Genomic DNA, 17,575 nt, shown 5'->3' with positions numbered 1-17,575 from the left:
TTACCTCATAATAGCAGGATATTACTATCTAGCAAAAGAGGGCGACCGAAGCCGCCCTCTAGAGTTTGTTGCAGTGTGTCTAGAAGAAAACCTACTTAGTAGCAATCTTCTGTGGACCACCGTTAGCCTGAATCTTAGCCTGTGCTGCAGCAAGACGTGCAATTGGTACACGGTATGGTGAGCAGGAGACATAGTCAAGACCAAGGTTGTAGTACATGTGGATGGACTCTGGATCGCCACCAGTCTCACCGCAGACACCGATGGTGAGGTTAGGATTACCCTTACGGCCACCCTCAACGCCCATACGGACAAGCTCTGCGACACCCTTATCAAGGGTTGCAAATGGGTTGGTCTTAACAATCTTGCGCTCAAGATAGAGAGGCATGAATGCAGACTCAACGTCGTCACGAGAGAAGCCAAGGCAAGTCTGGGTGAGGTCGTTAGTACCAAAGGAGAAGAAGTCTGCGTGCTTAGCAATCTCCTCAGACATGATAGCTGCACGTGGAAGCTCGATCATGGTACCAACTGGGATGTTGAGCTCAACACCGTACTCATCAGCAACCTGCTTGATGGTCTCCTCAACCTCTTCACGGACCTGGATGAGCTCCTCTTCGAAGCCAACCAGAGGAACCATGATCTCTGGGCGAGGGTCAAGACCAACGCGCTTGAGCTCTGCAGCTGCGCTTGCGATAGCGCGAACCTGCATAACGTTGAGCTCTGGGTAGACAAGGCCAAGGCGGCAGCCACGGAGGCCGAGCATTGGGTTTGCCTCCTGGAAGGCGTCAAACTTAGCGAGAAGAGCACGCTTTGCAGCGGCGTCCTTACCCTGCTCCTCATCATGAGCAATCTCAACGTCAAGCTCACGTGGGGAATCAAGGAACTCGTGCAGTGGTGGGTCAAGAAGACGGACAACAACGTCTTTGCCGTCCATTACCTTGAACATGCCAAGGAAGTCACCCTTCTGAGCACGGCCGAGCTGCTCAATAGCAAGCTGCTTGACATCCTCAGAGTCTGCAAGAATGAAGTCCTGAATGAGGTGCTTACGCTCACCAAGGAACATGTGCTCTGTACGGTCAAGACCAATTGCCTCAGCGCCGTTATCAACGGAAGTCTGAGCATCTGCTGGGTTATCAGCGTTTGCACGTACGCCAATGACGCGACCACGAGACTCGTCAAGGCGGACCTCATCTGCCCATGCAAGGATGGTCTGGAGGTCACCAGAAAGCTCTGGCTGGACAAGCTCAACAGCACCAAGGATGACGTCACCAGTGGTACCGTCGATGGAGATAACATCGCCCTCGTTAACAACAAGGCCGGAATCAGCAACGGTGAAGCGCTTGTTAGCAGCGTCAATGCGAAGTGTATCAACACCGCAGACGCAAGGAGCGCCCATACCACGAGCAATAACAGCTGCGTGGCTGGTCTTGCCGCCGTGAGAAGTCAGGATGCCCTCTGCAGCAACCATGCCGTGGAGGTCATCTGGAGTGGTCTCCCAACGGACAAGAATACAAGGCTTGCCTGCCTCTGCAAAAGCCTCAGCGTCTGCAGAAGAGAAGACTGCAGCACCAACAGCTGCACCAGGAGAAGCGTTAAGACCCTTAGCAATGGTCTCGTACTCAGCGTTAGGATCAAACTGTGGGTGCAGAAGCTGATCGAGCTGCTCAGGAGCAACACGAGAAACAGCCTGCTCCTTGGTAATACGACCCTCTTCGTACATCTGAATTGCAACCTTAAGTGCAGAGAGAGCAGTACGCTTACCAACACGAGTCTGAAGCATCCAGAGCTTACCATTCTCAATGGTGAACTCGATGTCCATCATGTCTGCGTAGTGATCCTCAAGAATCTCAAAGACGTGGAAGAGCTCCTCGCCTGCCTCCTTGAGTGCAGGAACCTTAACGAGGTCTGCAATAGGCTCAGTGTTACGAATACCAGCAACAACGTCCTCGCCCTGAGCGTTAATCAGGAAGTCACCGTAGCGCTCGTTGGTACCGTCTGCAGGGTTACGAGTAAATGCAACACCAGTTGCAGAGGTCTCACCCTTGTTACCAAAGACCATGACCTGAACGTTAACTGCAGTACCAAGCTCATCAGGAATCTTGTTCTGCTTGCGGTAAAGGATTGCGCGGTCGTTCATCCAAGAACCAAAGACTGCCTGCTCAGCAAGGCGGAGCTGGAGATAAGGATCAGATGGGAAGACAGCGTAGCCGTTCTTGGAGACCTCTGGGTGCTCCTTAACGTCAACGTTTGCAGCAAAGATGCCCTTGAACCAAGTTACAAGGTCACGAAGGTCATTTGCGTCCAGCTCTGTATCAAGCTTAACGCCCTTCTCGGCCTTCTTAGCAGCAATTGCATCCTCAAAGAGCTGTCCAGAGACGCCCATAACAACGCCAGAGAACATCTGAACAAAACGACGGTAAGAGTCCCACGCAAAGCGCTCGTTACCAGTTTGCTTAATGAGGCCCTGAACGGACTCATCGTTAAGACCAAGGTTAAGAACAGTGTCCATCATGCCAGGCATGGAGAATGGAGCACCGGAACGGACGGAGACAAGCAGCGGATCTTCTGCATCGCCGAGCTTCTTGCCCATGCGCTCCTCAAGAGTTGCCATTGCGGCGTCAATCTCATCAGTGACGCCCTCAGGCCAGACGTTGCCGTTGTTGGAATAAGCAACGCAAGTTTGGCAAGTAATTGAGAATCCTGGAGGTACAGGCAGACCAATCTTAGACATCTCTGCAAGGTTTGCACCCTTGCCACCAACAATCCACTTTGCCTCTTCTACGGATGCGCCAGCGACCTCAGTAACATCGTTACCGGCGTGGTCCTTTCCGAAGCTGTAAACGTGCTTCTCGGACATAACACTCCAAACTCTCAAACTGTCACACGCAAAGCGTGCACCAACACAATTGAACGCAAAGACATCAAACCAAACAAAGTAGGTTCTGTCCTCACATTCATAGTATGTTACCAACCTACGCGATTCATCTGAACAAAATAACGGTGAGCGGTCAATATCGACCGTTCACAGAATGATTTACAAACTTATGGTTGCAAATTGTGAAATTCTCCATAAAGAAAATGAGCACCCAAAAAGGATGCTCATTTAACTTTTTGATATTTTGAGGCGTCAGCGCTCTCTTAACGAGTAACTCCCTCAAAGAATGCGCCAATTGCGTGGCTTGGCTCTTCACCCGTAAGCGTAGAAATAACGTTTACTGCTGGTCCCAGAAGATCAATAGATGGGATGAGGCGCTGATCAAGCTCACGACGAATTTCTCTTCTGAGAGAGCCATCTGCAAAGGTGTGGAAGACTGCGCGAGGGCGACCCTCATCTTCATGCTCATTGAAATACGCGCGAACGTCTTCAACGTTATGAATATTTGGAACCCTTACAATCTCTACGGAATCATCGCCAAACTGAGCAGCAGCAGCCTTAACTACTGCAGCACCAGTCTCTCCGCGAGAGTCTGACAAAACATAGACGATAGGCAGACCATCACCAAGAGAGTTGTTGTCAATATCAAGTGTGCTCATGCTGTAACCCTTTCAGTCAAGTATTCAGAAAGATACAAACATTTACCTAACCTAAGCGTACTCTACTTCTTACGAGAAAGCACACTAATATCGGCGACATTACTAAATACCTGGGCAAACTTGTTCAAAAGACGCAAACGATTTCGGCGAACGGTATCGTTTTCATCCATGACAAGCACTTTATCGAAGAAAATATCAATAGGCTCACGCAGTTGTGACAGTGCAGAAACAGCAGCAGCATAGTCTGAACCAGCAAGAGCGGAAGCCACCTGCTTCTGACCCTCTTCACAAGCAGCGAGCAACGACTTCTCTGGCTCAGACAAAAGCTCTGTATCAACTTCTGTGCCAAGAGAAGCATCGCTGAGGTGAGCTGCACGTGCATAAGCAGTAGCAAGGTCCTCAAAGAGCTCGGGCTCGTTCTGACGTGCCTCATCAAGCGCACGAGCACGTTGAAGAAACTCATCAGGATTAATAACGCCAATTGCACTGACAGCTTCAATAGCGTCTGCAGAGATCTTCTCGTCCTTAGCAATAGATGCAAGGCGGCCAATAAAGTACTGCTCAACCTGGGACTGAACAGACTCGTCAACAGCAAGACCCTGTTGGCGGTAAAGCTCCAGAGAGCTTGCAATAAGCTTCTTAAGGTCAAGGTTGGAGGTAGAACGGACCAGCGCAATGACGCCAATAGCTGCACGACGAACAGCGTAAGGATCGGAAGAGCCGGTTGGTGGCTCGTTGATGGCAAAGATGCCGCAGATGGTATCAAGCTTGTCAGCAATAGCTACAAAGCGACCAATCTGGCCACTTGGGAGCTCATCGCCGGCAAAGCGAGGACGATAGTGCTCGCGAATAGCTGCAGCTACATCGCTCTTCTCGCCAGCTGCCTCTGCGTAGTAGCCACCCATGACGCCCTGCTGGCTGGTGAACTCGACAACTGCCTGGCTGACAAGGTCTGCCTTGGCAAGATGAGCTGCACGAGCAGCAAGCTCTGCCTCTTCCTGACTGGATGTCTCGTCGAGTGCAATCTCTGCAGCAAGAGTCTCCATACGCTGGGTCTTCTGCAGAACGGTGCCAAGCTTCTCCTGAAAGACAACGGTCTCAAGGCGCTGAGCAAACTCGTCAAGCGTGTGCTTCAAGTCCTCCTCAAAGAAGAACTTAGCATCGTCGAGACGAGCACGAACAACGCGCTCGTTGCCGTCAATGACGCGCTCAGCGCAAGATGGGTCTGCATTAGAAACCACAATAAACTCGCGAGTCAGCTTACCCTCAGCGTCATAGATTGGGAAATAGCGCTGGTTGGAAAGCATGGACTCAGTAATAATCTCTGAAGGAACGTTAAGGAATTCCTCGTCAAAGGTACCCACAAGAACCTGAGGCCACTCAGTTAGGTTAATGACCTCCTCAAAGACCTTCTCTGGCATATCAACGTGAGAGCCCGGACGAGCAGCCTCTACCTCTTTGATACCAGCGAGAATAACGTCTTTTCTCTGCTCCTGAAGCAAAACGCCAGCGTCTTTAAGAACTTGCTCATAGTCAGCTGGACTTGCTACCTCATGGTAACCAGGACCAAGGACACGATGGCCCTGGGTGGTGTTTGAGCTAGTTACATCAGCGTACGTAACAGGAACAATCTCTGAACCAAAGAGAGCGCACAGCCAGCGAACAGGACGAACGTAGCGCTCATGGAAAGAACCCCAGCGCTGACTACGAGGCCAATCAAGTGCAGAAATCCAAGAAGTTGCCAGCTCAGAGAGAATCTTTGTAGCAGGAACTGAAGGAATATTGAGCTCTGCAAAGACGTACTCATGACCATCGGTATCTACACGACGAGTCAGCGCATCAGCGTTTACGCCGCACTTACGAGCAAATCCCTCGGCAGCCTTAGTTGGATTGCCCTCTGCGTCAAAAGCAATCTCTGCCTTAGGACCACGCTTGACCTCGGAAATCTCTTCTGTAGCCTCAGCAACGTCCTTAACGTAGGCGGTTAAACGGCGAGGTGTCGAGAGGATCTTAACCTCTCCAAATGACAAACCAGAGTCTTTAAGTCCAGAAACAACAAGCTTATTGAACTGAGCAATAGCTTTCTGCAATGGAGCAGAAGGCATCTCTTCAGAACCAATCTCTAAAAGGAAGTCTCTAACCTCAGCCATTTAAGCCACCTCCTCCTGAGTAGTTGATGCAGGTGCTTTCTTAGAAGCAACCTCCTCCAAATACGACTCGCAGCATGCCTTAGCAACGGTGCGAACGCGAAGAATATAGTTAGCTCTCTCAACAGCAGAAAGAGCACCGCGAGAATCAAGCAAGTTAAATGCGTGGCTGCACTTCATAACGCAGTCATATGCGGGAAGTGGAAGCTTGCGCTCAAGACAGCTATGGCACTCTGCCTCATACTCGTCGAACTTCTCGCGCATAAGCTCAATGTTAGCGACCTCAAAGTTGTAGGTTGAGAACTCGCGCTCGTTCTCAAGGAATACCTGGCCATATGTCATTGGAGTGCCGTCTGGCAGGTAGCTCCAGACCAGGTCATAGACGGAATCAACGCCCTGAGCATACATAGCAATACGCTCAAGACCATAGGTAATCTCAACAGGAACAGGATCTACCTCAATGCCACCTACCTGCTGGAAGTATGTAAACTGAGTAACCTCCATGCCGTTGAGCCAGACCTCCCAGCCAAGACCCCAAGCACCAAGCGTTGGACTCTCCCAGTCGTCCTCAACAAAGCGAACGTCGTGGTCTTTTGGATCAAGGCCAATAGCAGCAAGTGATCCAAGATAGAGATCTTGAGAGTCTGCAGGAGATGGCTTGAGCAAGACCTGGAACTGATAGTAGTGCTGCAAGCGATTGGGGTTCTCGCCATAGCGTCCATCAGCAGGACGACGACAAGGCTGCGGATAGCAGGTACGCCAAGCGTCAGGGCCAAGTGAGCGCAGGATAGTTGCGGTATGGAAGGTACCAGCGCCTACCTCAGAGTCGTATGGCTGCATGACCGTGCAACCCTTTTCTGCCCAGTAGTGTTCAAGGGTCAAAATCATATCTTGAAACGTTAGTGGTGTTGCGCCCATGATGTTCTTTCTCTCAAATGTCCGACGTAAGTACTATAGCCCGCGAGCATGGTCAAAGGGCCAGAAAATAAACATTGCCTTAGAGGTCACGGTAGAAACCGCAACTGCTCCAAAATATCTGGAATCAAGCGAGTTTGTTCTGTTATCCCCCATAACAAAAATATGACCTGCAGGAACAGTATACGGATAATTCTGAATTACGGCACCTGTGCGATCTGCAAGAGAATACGTTGGCTTGCCCTCAGTGTAAGGCTCGTCCATAAGCTGACCGTCAACATACACAGCACCGTCTCGCAAATCTACCGTTTGACCTGCTGTAGCAATGACGCGCTTAACTAAAAGCGTATCGGGATTCTGGGGACTGGTAAAGGTAACTACATCACCTGCTTGTGGAGAGCCACCAAAACGATAGGTGAGCTTCTCTCCTACCAGACGATCCCCCAGTTGAATGGTATTGAGCATGGAACCTGTTGGAACCTCATATACCTCAGCAACAAAAGTCCTGATAAAAAATGCCAGCGCAACGGCAACTGCCACAATTACCAGGTATTCAAAAATTTCAAGTACTTTAGAGTGTCCGCTACTCATTGTTATCACCAGATTGTTGATCAAGCTCTGCTAAATACGCTCTGTCCTTCTCTGTGAGTTGAGCGCTCTCGAGAAGATCGGGACGCCACGCACGTGTGCGAGCAAGTGCGGATTGTCGTCTCCAGATTGCTACCGCTCCGTGGTCTCCAGATAGAAGCACAGACGGAACTTCTCGCCCCTCAAAGTTTGCTGGTCGCGTGTACTGAGCATACTCAAGAAGGCCATCGTCAGAGAAAGACTCATCCTGCGAGCTCATCTCATCGCCAAGCGCACCGGGAAGCAGGCGCACAACCGAGTCAATCACGGTAAGCGCAGGAAGCTCTCCGCCCGTCAGAACGTAATCTCCCATAGAAATAACGTCATCTGCCAGCTCATAGACACGCTCATCCATGCCCTCATAACGGCCGCAAACAAACAGAATGCGCTCTTTTTGAGCAAACTCTTGAGCAATAGCCTGAGAATACGGTCTACCAACTGGCGAGAAAAACACCACGTGGGGCTTAGGTTCCGCTTGATCAGAAATCTCACGAACTGCCTCAAAGATGGGAGCAGGCTTCATAAGCATGCCTTGTCCACCACCAAAAGGAGCATCATCTACCGTACGATGCCTATCATGCGTCCAGTCACGCAAGTCATGCGCATAGAACTCAAAAATATTTGCCTTCTGGGCTCTGCCCATAATAGAAGCATTTAAATAGGGCGAGAAGACCTCAGGAAATACTGAGAGCGTTTCTAGACGCATGCTACTCACCTAACCTAAGAAGGCCCTGAGGAATTGAGACGGTAATGAAGCCCTCGGCTGGGGCCTCTTTGATAAATTCATCCACGGCAGGCATCAGCACCTGTCCAAAAGGCCCCTCAATGACCCACACATTTTGTGTAGGTCCAACAAGAACCTCTGTAATTTCACCCAGAGAACCATGTTCTGTATCACGTACTTCTCTACCCACAAGTAGAGAAACATTTACCAGACCAAAGTTTTCTGGAAGACAATCTTCTTCTACCAGAAGCGTTTTACCAACAAGCTCTTCTGCATCAGAGATGGTAGTTACCTCTTCAAAAGTGACAAGACTACCTTCTCTATCATCTGACTCAACAGAGACAACTGAGAACTTTCTTGGTCCCTTAAGCGCAGGCGGAACAGGAACAACTGTCATGCCTTCAGCTATAAGAGAAGGAAGGCTGTGAACGGGAACCGTCACAACCTCCCCTCTTTTACCATGCGTTTTAACAATTTGAGCAATTGCTCGCCAGTGTTTACGCAAAATTAGCCTACAACCTCGACATCAACAGAGGTGCCAACACGCTGGCCAAGAGCACGAGCCAAAGTACGAATAGCCTTAATGGTTCTACCCTTACGGCCGATGACACGTCCAGCGTCTTCCTCAGAGCAAGAAACCTCAATTAAGGCTCCATCCTCGCGATCGGTGACGTCGAGTGCAACAGCATCTTCATTATCGACAAGACCACAAACGATGTACTCAACAAGGTCAGCTACCTTGTCAGAAGGCATCTCCTGAATGTCTTGATCGACAGCGTCTACCTCAGTGGGCTCTGTGAATTCAGACACGATTTACTCAGCCTCTGGAGCCTCGGACTCCTCAGCAGCTGCGGCAGCAGCCTCAGCAGCAGCCTCTGCAGCTGCAGCAGCCTTTGCCTGTGCCTTCTTGGAGAGCTTGGTCTTCTTCTCTGCAACTGGAGCACCAGTACGAGCGATCTCAATGAGGTGAGAAACTGCGCTTGTTGGCTGAGCGCCCTTTGCTACCCACTCATCAACCTTCTCGAGGTTGATATCAATCGTCTTAGGGCTAGTCAGTGGGTTATAACGACCGACTTCTTCAATGTAACGACCATCGCGAGGCATACGACCATCAGCGACAACTACGCGATAGTACGGACGCTTCTTGGCACCGTGACGGGCCAGACGAATCTTAACTGCCAATGAAAACTCCTCCATACGAGCGGTGCCTCGGATGTTAGATGGGCTGCACCGCAAAGCCACAAATCGGGTTACAAGTGTACAACAACGCGTTAACCTCGAAAAGTATAAATTTGCTCTCTTCAAAAAGTACTCGTAATTTATATATGAAACACTTGTTCTATTTACGCAAAAAGTATACACTAAATCTATGAAAACGTCAAAGAACATATCGGATAAAACCGCACGTAAATCGTGTGATTTTGAATGGCATGGTAAGGCTATTGGCCTTCTTGACCTAGATGCGTTCTTTGCATCCGTAGAACAACTTGATCATCCTGAGTGGCGTGGAAAACCAGTAATTGTAGGAGGTTCTCCTCAAAAACGAGGAGTTGTTTCAACCGCATCTTATGAAGCAAGAAAGTATGGCGTTCATTCTGCCATGCCTTCAGCTACTGCGGTAAGGCTTTGTCCTCATGCAATTTGGACTTCGGGACGTTATGACAGATACTCAGAAATGAGTGCTCTTGTTATGGGTTTTCTCAAAGATGAGACTCCCCTTGTTGAACAAGTTTCTATTGATGAGGCATTTTTTGACATTACTCCTGGAAGATTTTCTAAAGAAAATCCTTTAGAAATTTGTAAGCGCATACAAAAGAAAGTTGCAGCACTAGGTATTACCTGCTCCATTGGACTAGGAACAAATAAAACAATTGCCAAGATTGCTTCTGAACAAGAAAAGCCTCGAGGTCTTACTGCGGTCTTTCCTGGTACAGAGGGCCGCTTTCTAGCACCACTGCCCATTGAGGCAATGAGTGGCATTGGTCCTGCTATGGCAAAAACTCTTCATCAGCAAGGAATCAAAACGCTTGGAGAACTCTCAAGAGCAGATGCAACGTATCTCACTTCCCTTGTTGGCAATACTGCCTCAAAGATGATTTTGCGCGCACAAGGAAAAGAAATCTCAGAGGTTCATGAAGCTGCTCAACCTCGCGATGTTAAATCTGTTTCTAACGAGAGAACCTTTGAAACAGATTTGTTTGATAAACAAGAAATAGAAGAAGCCATCAGACACATCTCTGGTGTTGTAGGCAGACGTCTTCGCCGAAAACAGTTACAAGGATATACCGTAATGCTTAAGGTAAAAGCCTCTGCAACAGAGTCTCATACCGCTCAAAAAAGAATGTCTACTCCAACTGATGATGAGCATCTCTTTGCAGAGATTGCCGTAGGCCTTCTTTCAACCATTTGGAAAGAAGGACAGCCAGTAAGACTGCTTGGCGTTGGCATTAGCTCATTTACAGATGAAACACAAAGCAAGCCAGTTCAAACGTCTCTTTTTGATCAATTTGATGACACGTTTGATGAGGAAGCCTCTGGACCTACAACAAAAAAGAAACCTCGGAGTGACTTACGTCATCTCTCCGAGGTAACCGATAAACTCAAAGATAAATTTGGCGCCGATGCAGTGCAGTATGGTAGAGATCTACGCTTTGAACATCGCGTTTCTGACACCATGCCTACAGGCAAAAACGAGCAAATCTAGCACACCAGCACTACTCAGTAGGATCAGCAGATTCTGGAAGATTGTCTACTAGGTCATCCTCAGAAAGCTCAAAAGCTGGAGCCAAAGCATCCTCTGGAAGATCAGCGTAAGGAATCTCAGAAGTCATAGCTCCCTCAATATCCAGCTCTACACGAGGAGCATCTGCCCAAAGTCGCTCAAGACGATAGTAAGACCTTACCTCAGGCTGGAATACGTGAACTACAACTGAACCGTAATCAATCAGAATCCAATTAAGGCCGTCACGGCCCTCAGTAGAAATTGGACGAACGCCGCAATTTGCCTTGACCTTCTCGCGAACTTCATCAACAATAGCGTCAGCCAAACGAGCATTTCCGCCGGTGCAAATAACAAAGTAATCGCAAACATCACTGAGACCAGTGAGGTCAAGCACAAGAATATCTTCAGCTTTCTTTTGATCTGCAGCAATTGCAGCAGTCTTTGCAAGCTCAAGTGAAGTTACAGCCATGAATTTCTCCGTTTTCTCATGTAGCCAGGCTACTTAGATGTCTTCTCAATCATCTCATTGTATAGGGCAATTGAGTTTGGATACAAATAACTTCTAGTAGAAATTACATACATCATAACGCCACAAAACGCCGTCTCATAAAGCTCATCAAGAGAACCGCCGCGTAAATATACCTCGCGCGCCTCTTCAACTGACCTGAAACTTGGACGCAAAGGTTCAATAAGATCAGCTACATACAAGATTTTGTCTAGTTTGCTCATTTGACGGTCGCCCGCAGTGTGCTTTTGAATCGCACTGAGAATCTGCTCAGAGAGCCAAGGGTAGATGGCTGGTAGGGTTTTTGCGGCGAGAGGACCGTGCAAGAGTCCTACGATTTTCTGATAAGGAGCTGCTGTCTGGATACGAAAGCGCTCTGCTAGTTCAATGGTTTCTGCATCAGGAAGGAGTTTCTCCCAATCATGCAAAATACCTGCCACACGAGCGCTAAACATATCTGCTCCATAGGCCTGCGCGAGGGTTTCTGCACAATGTCCAACAGAAATAGAGTGCGCAAATCGCTTAGGGTTCTTGTGGTACATATGACTCTTAAGATCAGATTCAAGCTGATCAATGAGCGCCTGTTGTTCTGCGGTGTAAACAATATCTTTTGCTATAAGTGTTCTTTCCATTATGTCCTACAAAGTTTTGAATCAAGCCACATATGTATCTGTATGACACTGCCTTGCTGCTAGCGTATAAATCTCTGAGCAGCAGGTTTCTTGAGCCTTAACTACTTAATTGAGCGGTGTTGTATCAGCGCCGTAAAGGCCATGCTTATGAATATAGCCTGTAACTGAATCGGGAGTCAGATATCTAAGGCTCTGACCTTTTTGAACTCTACTGCGCAAATAGCTTGATGAGATTGCTAGTGCAGGAACCTCAAGATAAGTTACCTTGAAGTCATACGGTGAATCCACAATAACCTTTTGAGCACGACTTAATTCATAACCAGGACGTGTTGCAGCAACAAAGTGAGCAAGTTCTGCGACCGTCTGCGCATCTTTCCACGTAACAATATCAGCAATTGCGTCGGCACCGGTAATAAAGAAAAACTCAACGTTAGACGGATATACCTTGCGCAATCTTCTAAGCGTATCAGCGGTATACGTAATACCCTCGTAGTCCACCTCAAAACGAGAAGCAACAAAATGAGGATTATCTGAGGTTGCCAAAAGCGTCATTGAGTAACGGTCTTCTCCCCTGGTAACTCCTTTATTTTGTTTGAACGCGGGGCGACCAGCAGGCATAAAGACAACCACATCAAGATCAAGGTCATCATATGCCTGCTCAGCGGCTACCAAGTGACCGTTATGAATGGGGTCAAAGGTTCCACCCATGATCCCCAGACGATAGGTGCGGTTTTTATCCTGTCCCAAACGAGGCAGGCCAGGGTGCATGTTATTTAAGACGTCGGCTGCCATACTCTACTCAGTTTCTGAAGAAGCCTCAGCTACATGAGACGGATCAGATGGAGCCTCTTCAAACTCAACATCTTCGAATTGCTGGTCTGAGGCGTCCTCATCAGGAATCTCTATACCATCTGTATTTGGTTTATTTGGATCCTCATAGGTAAAGGTGAGCTCAAGAATGCGAATCTCATCGCCGTCAACTGCACCAGCCTTTGCCAGCTGTACTTCAAGACCCATACGATCAAGACGACGCTGTAGATATGCCACAGCCTCATCATTGTCCCAATCGGTCTGAATAACCATACGCTCAATCTGACCACCGGAGACACGCCACGCATGACGCTCTTCTCGCTCAATACGAAGCTTGTTATCACGACGAAGTCGCTGATGCTCCCAAGCCTCACTGCGGTCAACCGTTGGCGTAGTAATGGCAATTTCTTTGCGGAGCTCTGCCACTTCTGCAGCACAGGTAGTAACAAAATCATCAAGATTTAAACCAGTTACCGTAGAGATAGCAAAGAAAGTCCTGCCATCCGCCTCAGCGGCTTTTCTGAGAGCCTCAATAGCATCTTCTGTACCAGGCATATCGCATTTGTTTGCAACCACAATCTGAGGACGATCAGCGAGCTTTGAAGCGTACGCTTTAAGCTCCTCGTTAATAGCGTGGTAGTCCTCTACAGGATCTCTACCTTCATAGCCACCAGTAACGTCAACCATGTGGACAATAAGCGCTGTGCGCTCAATATGACGAAGGAATTGATGACCAAGGCCCTTACCCTCAGAGGCACCCTCGATAAGACCAGGAACGTCTGCACAGACAAATGACTGTCCGTTTTGTGCACGGACGACGCCAAGATTTGGAACAAGGGTGGTAAAAGGATAGTCAGCAATCTTTGGACGAGCGGCACTGATACGTGCAATAAGAGAGCTCTTACCAACAGAAGGCATGCCCACCAAGGCCACATCTGCCATGAGCTTCATCTCAAGCTCAATCCAGTGCTCTTGGGCTGGCTCGCCCTTCTCGGCAAATGCTGGTGCACGCCTCACTGAGGTGACAAAGTGAATGTTACCGCGGCCACCATTGCCACCAGGAGCAACAACTACCTGCTCACCTGGAGAAGTTAGATCGGCAATCTCGTAGAGTGGCTCTTGCGTTTCTGGATCAAGCTCGCGCACAACGGTTCCCAGGGGCACCTTGAGCAGCAAATCCTGTCCATCAGAACCATGACGGCGAGCACCCTTACCGTGAGTGCCGCGCTCTGCTTTAAAGTGATGTTTATAGCGGTAATCAATCAGGGACGAGAGCTGCGGATCTGCAACAATGACAACATTGCCGCCGTGACCACCATCGCCACCATCAGGGCCGCCTTTAGGTACATATGCTTCTCGACGGAACGACATGCAACCTGCGCCGCCGTCTCCGCCTTTGACGTTGATATGACAAAGATCAGTGAAAGTTTCCACGTGTCCTCCTTCTAATACCTTAATGTTACGGCATTTACCAGCGAAGCACAGTGAAAACACGAGAAGTTCTTATGCAAACACGAGGATAACAACAATTACCGCAACGCCAAGAATCATCAAAGCAAAGTCTGATGGAGCCAAAGGATAGCGTTTAAATGCAGATGAAGCGTTCCTTAGATAAAAACCTCGCTGCTCAGCCGCAAGTGCTGAAGCATCAGCTTTTTTAACTGAGCTTACCAGCAGAGGAACAATCAAGGGCATGGTGAGCTGGAGCTTCTTAAGTGGATTTTTGGTATCAAACTCAACACCACGAGCCATCTGAGCCTCCATAATGTGATTCATCTCGGAAGCAAAGACAGGCACAAAGCGCAAAACCGTTGCAATGGTGAATGCATAAGGATAAGGAACATGCGCAACTTCTACCAGCGCATTCATGAGGTCTTCTACACGCATAAGCGAAAGCATAGAAAGTAGCGGCAGTGCCAGCGCAATTGTTTTTAGGGCGACGTTAAAGCCGCGCTCCAAACCACCTACCGTGATGAATAAAAAGAGCGTTTGACCAGCAGGGGCAACAAGTGTCTGTACAACGCACAAGATAAGACCTAAGACAGCAAAGCCAAATACCAGCTTAAAAGTCTTCTGAGCGTTCTGCGAGATAACTCCCACAAGAATGGTGAGCGCGAGCACCGCAAGTACCTCAATCGTTCCCTGTGCGGCAAAGGCGGCCACAAAGAGCTCAAGCGCAAACACAAGCTTGGCCACAGGATTTGCCTTATGAAGGAAGCTTGTTCCTTCGGTGTAATCAATAACACTACCCACGAGGAGCCTCCTTACCATTAAGCGTGGCTGCAATACGAGCAATCTCAAACTGATGCTGCAATGCCCCAAGCACCTCTGAAGCACTGCTAAGTCCTGCAAAGGAAGGATCCACATGCTCCCCTACAAGCTTTGACAGCTGAATCATCTGAGGAGCCTCAACATACGCTTCTTTCAAAACCTCATCTGTCGAGAAGATCTGTGTAACTTCCCCATCATCTAACACGCTGCCATGCGCCATAACGACAATTCTTGTGGCAAAGTCCAGCACAACCTCCATGTCATGACAGACCATAAGAACTGCACAGCCCTTCTCGCACAGTGATTTGACCATATTCATGACCTGCATACACTCTTTGTAATCCAGACCCGAAGTTGGCTCATCAAGCACAAGAATATCTGGCTCGCAGGCAACCACAGAAGCAAGTGCTACCATCTGACGCTGACCGCGAGAAAGCATAAACGGCGACGCATCTGCATCAAGCCCCATGCGATCAATTACTTCAAGCGCTTTCTTGCGCGCATCCTCTGCAGACGCACCCTTGAGCTCAAGACCAAACGCAATCTCCTCAAGGACGCTCTCTTTGCAAATCTGGTAATCGGGATTTTGGAACAGTGTAGAGACGTGCTGAGCAATCTTCGACGTCTTCCAATCCTTGCATGAAGAACCCTTAATATGAATGTCTCCCGATCGAGGACGCAACAGGCCATTTACCAGCTTAGTTAAAGTTGTTTTACCTGCGCCGTTTTGACCGACAAGCGCCACAAGCTCGCCAGGGTGCAAGCTGAGGGAGACGCGCTCAACGCCATCAGTACTAGCCTGATATTTGAAGGTGGCGTCGATAACGTCAAGAACAGACTGAGTGCTTGGCTGGTCAGCGTCTTGAAGAACACCAATTCTGCCAAATGGCCCGCTCGATTCAGCAATCACAGGGCCATCTATTTTTGGAAGATACGTCTCCCCTGCTAACTCAACGTCATTAGTAGCTAATGGTTCAGAGTCCTCTGTAAGGGAAATGCTGCGATGCTGGAGAGCGCCTACACAGCACGCAAGCTGCTTGGCGGCTGACTGAACTGATAGCGCAGTTTCATCGCAGACAGCTCTGTCCGCCTCAGATAATAAGTGAGCATACTCAGACTGATGAGAGAGCTCATGGACGCCTTTTGAGACGCGCACGCAACGAGGAACATCAACGCCAACCTCTTGCAGTAAATCTACCTGAGAAAACACTTCCTCACCGCTACCGTATGCACAAATGGAACCCTTGTCCATAACGGCAATCTTTGAGCAATACTTAGCGAGAAGACCCACTTTTTGCTCAATTACCACAACCGTAATGCCTTTGGTTTTGTTGAGCTCTAAAAGGGTCTGGAAGATTAACTCGGACGACGTTGGATCTAAGGCTGCTGTTGGCTCATCAAGCACCATAACTTGTGGCTGAAGCGCCAAAAGTGCTGCTATAGCAACCTTTTGCTTCTGTCCACCAGAAAGAGAAGCAATCTCTCTAAAGCGAAGGTTGGCAATACCAACTGTCTCTAGAGCATAGGTAATGCGCTCTGGAATCTCTGCATGAGGAACTGCAAAGTTCTCAAGGCCAAAGAGAAGCTCATCCTCAACAATTGAAGCAACCATCTGCGCGTTGATATCCTGGGTGACAGAACCCACAATTTTAGAGATATCAGTCAGCGCAACTGTGCAGGTATCCATTCCAGCAACAAGAATCTTTCCAAAGAAACTTCCTCTGAAGTGATGAGGAATAGCGCCAGAAAGCGCAAGAGCAAGCGTGGACTTGCCTGCGCCAGAAGGACCAACAATACCTACAAAGTCACCCTCCTGAACGCTCAGTGACAGCTCATTCAGAGCATGCGCTGAGCTATCAGGATAGCTATATGACACAGATTGAACTTCAATAATAGACACAGTGTTCTCCAGGAAATATGTGCGTATCTAAGAACTTATCGACCCAAAACCTTCTTAAGAGGAGCCGCAAGAACCTGAACAACAATAGCATTAAAGAATGCGGTTCCCACGATGACAGGAAGCATTACGTAGAAAAGCTCAATAGTTGCACCCTTTGCTGGAATAGCAATGGCAGCAAAGATCAAGCCAGAAATAAGAGTGGTTACAAAAGAACCAATTGCAGGCATTACTGGCTTATCTGCAAGAGCAGACTTTGTAAAGGCAAACATAACAAGTGAAGCTGCGCCCTCTGCAACAAAATCAGCACCAGGGACAGAGGTGGTCAGCTGAATAACGGTAGCTGCGATAAGACCAATGACCAGGCTCTGAATAGCGTTTGGCTTAAGCAAAAGAATAGCCAGGCAGAACGAAGAAATAATAAACTCTGGACCAATTCCAATAGCACTAATTGCCTTACCAACGGTCAGGTTAAGAATAAAACCAGCAGCAATAAGAACGGCAACAAGGACTAGAGAAGTAACGTCCAATACTCCTGCATTTTTTGAAACAGCAACAACACGTGGTGCCTGCTCAGCAGATCCTGTCTCTGTGTCTGCGGCGTTGACCTGATTGAGATTTTCTGTAGACATACAAACTCCTTTAACGCAAAACAAAATGAACAAACAAAACTTTCAACTAAACGGGTTTCTCGCCATCCGGATTTAGCAAGAAACGTACGCACAAAAAAAGCTCTCGGTCACCCGAGAGCCTCTAAATGCGTATGCAGAAGCAACTCATCGCTGACCGGAGAA

17 protein-coding genes are annotated in these 17,575 nt (G+C 48.6%); 1 reads left to right on the top strand and 16 read right to left on the bottom strand.

The features are described 5' to 3' along the window. Positions 1 to 91: 91 nt before the first annotated feature. The 9 genes from ppdK to rpsP form a co-directional block, all read right to left on the bottom strand. The gene (gene ppdK / locus HMPREF1493_RS02115; RefSeq protein ID WP_035427465.1) at positions 92 to 2,854 is read right to left on the bottom strand and encodes a pyruvate, phosphate dikinase; all 2,763 of its coding nucleotides are present in this window, start codon (positions 2,852 to 2,854) and stop codon (positions 92 to 94) included. Between the two features lie 281 nt (positions 2,855 to 3,135). Continuing rightward, the gene (locus HMPREF1493_RS02110) at positions 3,136 to 3,531 is read right to left on the bottom strand and encodes a kinase/pyrophosphorylase (protein ID WP_035427463.1); all 396 of its coding nucleotides are present in this window, start codon (positions 3,529 to 3,531) and stop codon (positions 3,136 to 3,138) included. 62 nt (positions 3,532 to 3,593) lie between these two features. Further along, positions 3,594 to 5,681: a glycine--tRNA ligase subunit beta gene (glyS, locus tag HMPREF1493_RS02105; protein WP_035427461.1), complete on the bottom strand. Its 2,088-nt coding sequence runs from the start codon at positions 5,679 to 5,681 to the stop codon at positions 3,594 to 3,596. Continuing rightward, positions 5,682 to 6,596 (bottom strand): glycine--tRNA ligase subunit alpha, encoded by a 915-nt coding sequence (locus tag HMPREF1493_RS02100; protein ID WP_035427457.1) that lies wholly within the window; start codon positions 6,594 to 6,596, stop codon positions 5,682 to 5,684. Between the two features lie 33 nt (positions 6,597 to 6,629). Beyond that, on the bottom strand, positions 6,630 to 7,184 hold the full coding sequence (gene lepB / locus HMPREF1493_RS02095; protein ID WP_035427454.1) for a signal peptidase I: 555 nt from the start codon (positions 7,182 to 7,184) through the stop codon (positions 6,630 to 6,632). Then, positions 7,177 to 7,926 (bottom strand): tRNA (guanosine(37)-N1)-methyltransferase TrmD, encoded by a 750-nt coding sequence (gene trmD / locus HMPREF1493_RS02090; RefSeq protein WP_035427452.1) that lies wholly within the window; start codon positions 7,924 to 7,926, stop codon positions 7,177 to 7,179. The genes lepB and trmD overlap by 8 nt, the downstream gene beginning before the upstream one ends. 1 nt (position 7,927) lies before the next feature. Then, the gene (locus HMPREF1493_RS02085) at positions 7,928 to 8,449 is read right to left on the bottom strand and encodes a ribosome maturation factor RimM (RefSeq protein ID WP_035427450.1); all 522 of its coding nucleotides are present in this window, start codon (positions 8,447 to 8,449) and stop codon (positions 7,928 to 7,930) included. Positions 8,450 to 8,451: 2 nt separating this feature from the next. Next, positions 8,452 to 8,697 carry a KH domain-containing protein gene (locus tag HMPREF1493_RS02080; protein ID WP_081433531.1) on the bottom strand — a complete coding sequence of 82 codons (246 nt, stop codon included), beginning with the start codon at positions 8,695 to 8,697 and terminating at the stop codon, positions 8,452 to 8,454. Between the two features lie 60 nt (positions 8,698 to 8,757). Beyond that, positions 8,758 to 9,126 carry a 30S ribosomal protein S16 gene (gene rpsP, locus HMPREF1493_RS02075; RefSeq protein WP_035427446.1) on the bottom strand — a complete coding sequence of 123 codons (369 nt, stop codon included), beginning with the start codon at positions 9,124 to 9,126 and terminating at the stop codon, positions 8,758 to 8,760. A 187-nt stretch (positions 9,127 to 9,313) separates the two neighbouring features. On the opposite strand from rpsP, the gene dinB reads away from it, so the two are divergent. Next, positions 9,314 to 10,648 carry a DNA polymerase IV gene (gene dinB / locus HMPREF1493_RS02070; RefSeq protein ID WP_035427444.1) on the top strand — a complete coding sequence of 445 codons (1,335 nt, stop codon included), beginning with the start codon at positions 9,314 to 9,316 and terminating at the stop codon, positions 10,646 to 10,648. A gap of 10 nt (positions 10,649 to 10,658) precedes the next feature. Here dinB and rsfS read toward each other — a convergent pair whose 3' ends face one another. The 7 genes from rsfS to HMPREF1493_RS02035 form a co-directional block, all read right to left on the bottom strand. Next, on the bottom strand, positions 10,659 to 11,135 hold the full coding sequence (gene rsfS / locus HMPREF1493_RS02065) for a ribosome silencing factor (protein WP_035427442.1): 477 nt from the start codon (positions 11,133 to 11,135) through the stop codon (positions 10,659 to 10,661). 29 nt (positions 11,136 to 11,164) lie between these two features. Beyond that, entirely contained in the window at positions 11,165 to 11,803 is a 639-nt protein-coding gene (yqeK, locus tag HMPREF1493_RS02060) for a bis(5'-nucleosyl)-tetraphosphatase (symmetrical) YqeK (RefSeq protein ID WP_035427441.1), read from the bottom strand. Between the two features lie 105 nt (positions 11,804 to 11,908). After that, positions 11,909 to 12,595 (bottom strand): nicotinate-nucleotide adenylyltransferase, encoded by a 687-nt coding sequence (gene nadD / locus HMPREF1493_RS02055; protein ID WP_035427439.1) that lies wholly within the window; start codon positions 12,593 to 12,595, stop codon positions 11,909 to 11,911. Positions 12,596 to 12,598: 3 nt separating this feature from the next. Then, positions 12,599 to 14,047, bottom strand: coding sequence for a GTPase ObgE (gene obgE, locus HMPREF1493_RS02050; protein ID WP_035427438.1), 1,449 nt, complete (start codon positions 14,045 to 14,047; stop codon positions 12,599 to 12,601). A 69-nt stretch (positions 14,048 to 14,116) separates the two neighbouring features. Continuing rightward, positions 14,117 to 14,866, bottom strand: coding sequence for an energy-coupling factor transporter transmembrane component T family protein (locus HMPREF1493_RS02045; protein WP_035427435.1), 750 nt, complete (start codon positions 14,864 to 14,866; stop codon positions 14,117 to 14,119). Then, positions 14,859 to 16,784, bottom strand: a complete 1,926-nt coding sequence (locus tag HMPREF1493_RS02040) for an ABC transporter ATP-binding protein (protein WP_035427433.1) — start codon at positions 16,782 to 16,784, stop codon at positions 14,859 to 14,861. The genes HMPREF1493_RS02045 and HMPREF1493_RS02040 overlap by 8 nt, the downstream gene beginning before the upstream one ends. A 35-nt stretch (positions 16,785 to 16,819) precedes the next feature. Beyond that, positions 16,820 to 17,413 (bottom strand): hypothetical protein, encoded by a 594-nt coding sequence (locus HMPREF1493_RS02035; protein WP_035427431.1) that lies wholly within the window; start codon positions 17,411 to 17,413, stop codon positions 16,820 to 16,822. Positions 17,414 to 17,575 lie beyond the last annotated feature (162 nt).

It is taken from the genome of Atopobium sp. ICM42b, from assembly GCA_000564995.1.
Lineage (GTDB): Bacteria > Actinomycetota > Coriobacteriia > Coriobacteriales > Atopobiaceae > Lancefieldella.
This window is presented reverse-complemented; position numbering and strand designations above follow the sequence as displayed.

Coding starts and splice junctions, on each gene's coding strand:
- HMPREF1493_RS02080 (WP_081433531.1), bottom strand. CDS start 8,697: ATGCCTTCTGACAAGGTAGCTGACCTTGTTGAGTACATCGTTTGTGGT.
- dinB (WP_035427444.1), top strand. CDS start 9,314: ATGAAAACGTCAAAGAACATATCGGATAAAACCGCACGTAAATCGTGT.
- yqeK (WP_035427441.1), bottom strand. CDS start 11,803: ATGGAAAGAACACTTATAGCAAAAGATATTGTTTACACCGCAGAACAA.
- rsfS (WP_035427442.1), bottom strand. CDS start 11,135: ATGGCTGTAACTTCACTTGAGCTTGCAAAGACTGCTGCAATTGCTGCA.
- ppdK (WP_035427465.1), bottom strand. CDS start 2,854: ATGTCCGAGAAGCACGTTTACAGCTTCGGAAAGGACCACGCCGGTAAC.
- HMPREF1493_RS02110 (WP_035427463.1), bottom strand. CDS start 3,531: ATGAGCACACTTGATATTGACAACAACTCTCTTGGTGATGGTCTGCCT.
- trmD (WP_035427452.1), bottom strand. CDS start 7,926: ATGCGTCTAGAAACGCTCTCAGTATTTCCTGAGGTCTTCTCGCCCTAT.
- HMPREF1493_RS02100 (WP_035427457.1), bottom strand. CDS start 6,596: ATGGGCGCAACACCACTAACGTTTCAAGATATGATTTTGACCCTTGAA.
- lepB (WP_035427454.1), bottom strand. CDS start 7,184: ATGAGTAGCGGACACTCTAAAGTACTTGAAATTTTTGAATACCTGGTA.
- glyS (WP_035427461.1), bottom strand. CDS start 5,681: ATGGCTGAGGTTAGAGACTTCCTTTTAGAGATTGGTTCTGAAGAGATG.
- HMPREF1493_RS02035 (WP_035427431.1), bottom strand. CDS start 17,413: ATGTCTACAGAAAATCTCAATCAGGTCAACGCCGCAGACACAGAGACA.
- nadD (WP_035427439.1), bottom strand. CDS start 12,595: ATGGCAGCCGACGTCTTAAATAACATGCACCCTGGCCTGCCTCGTTTG.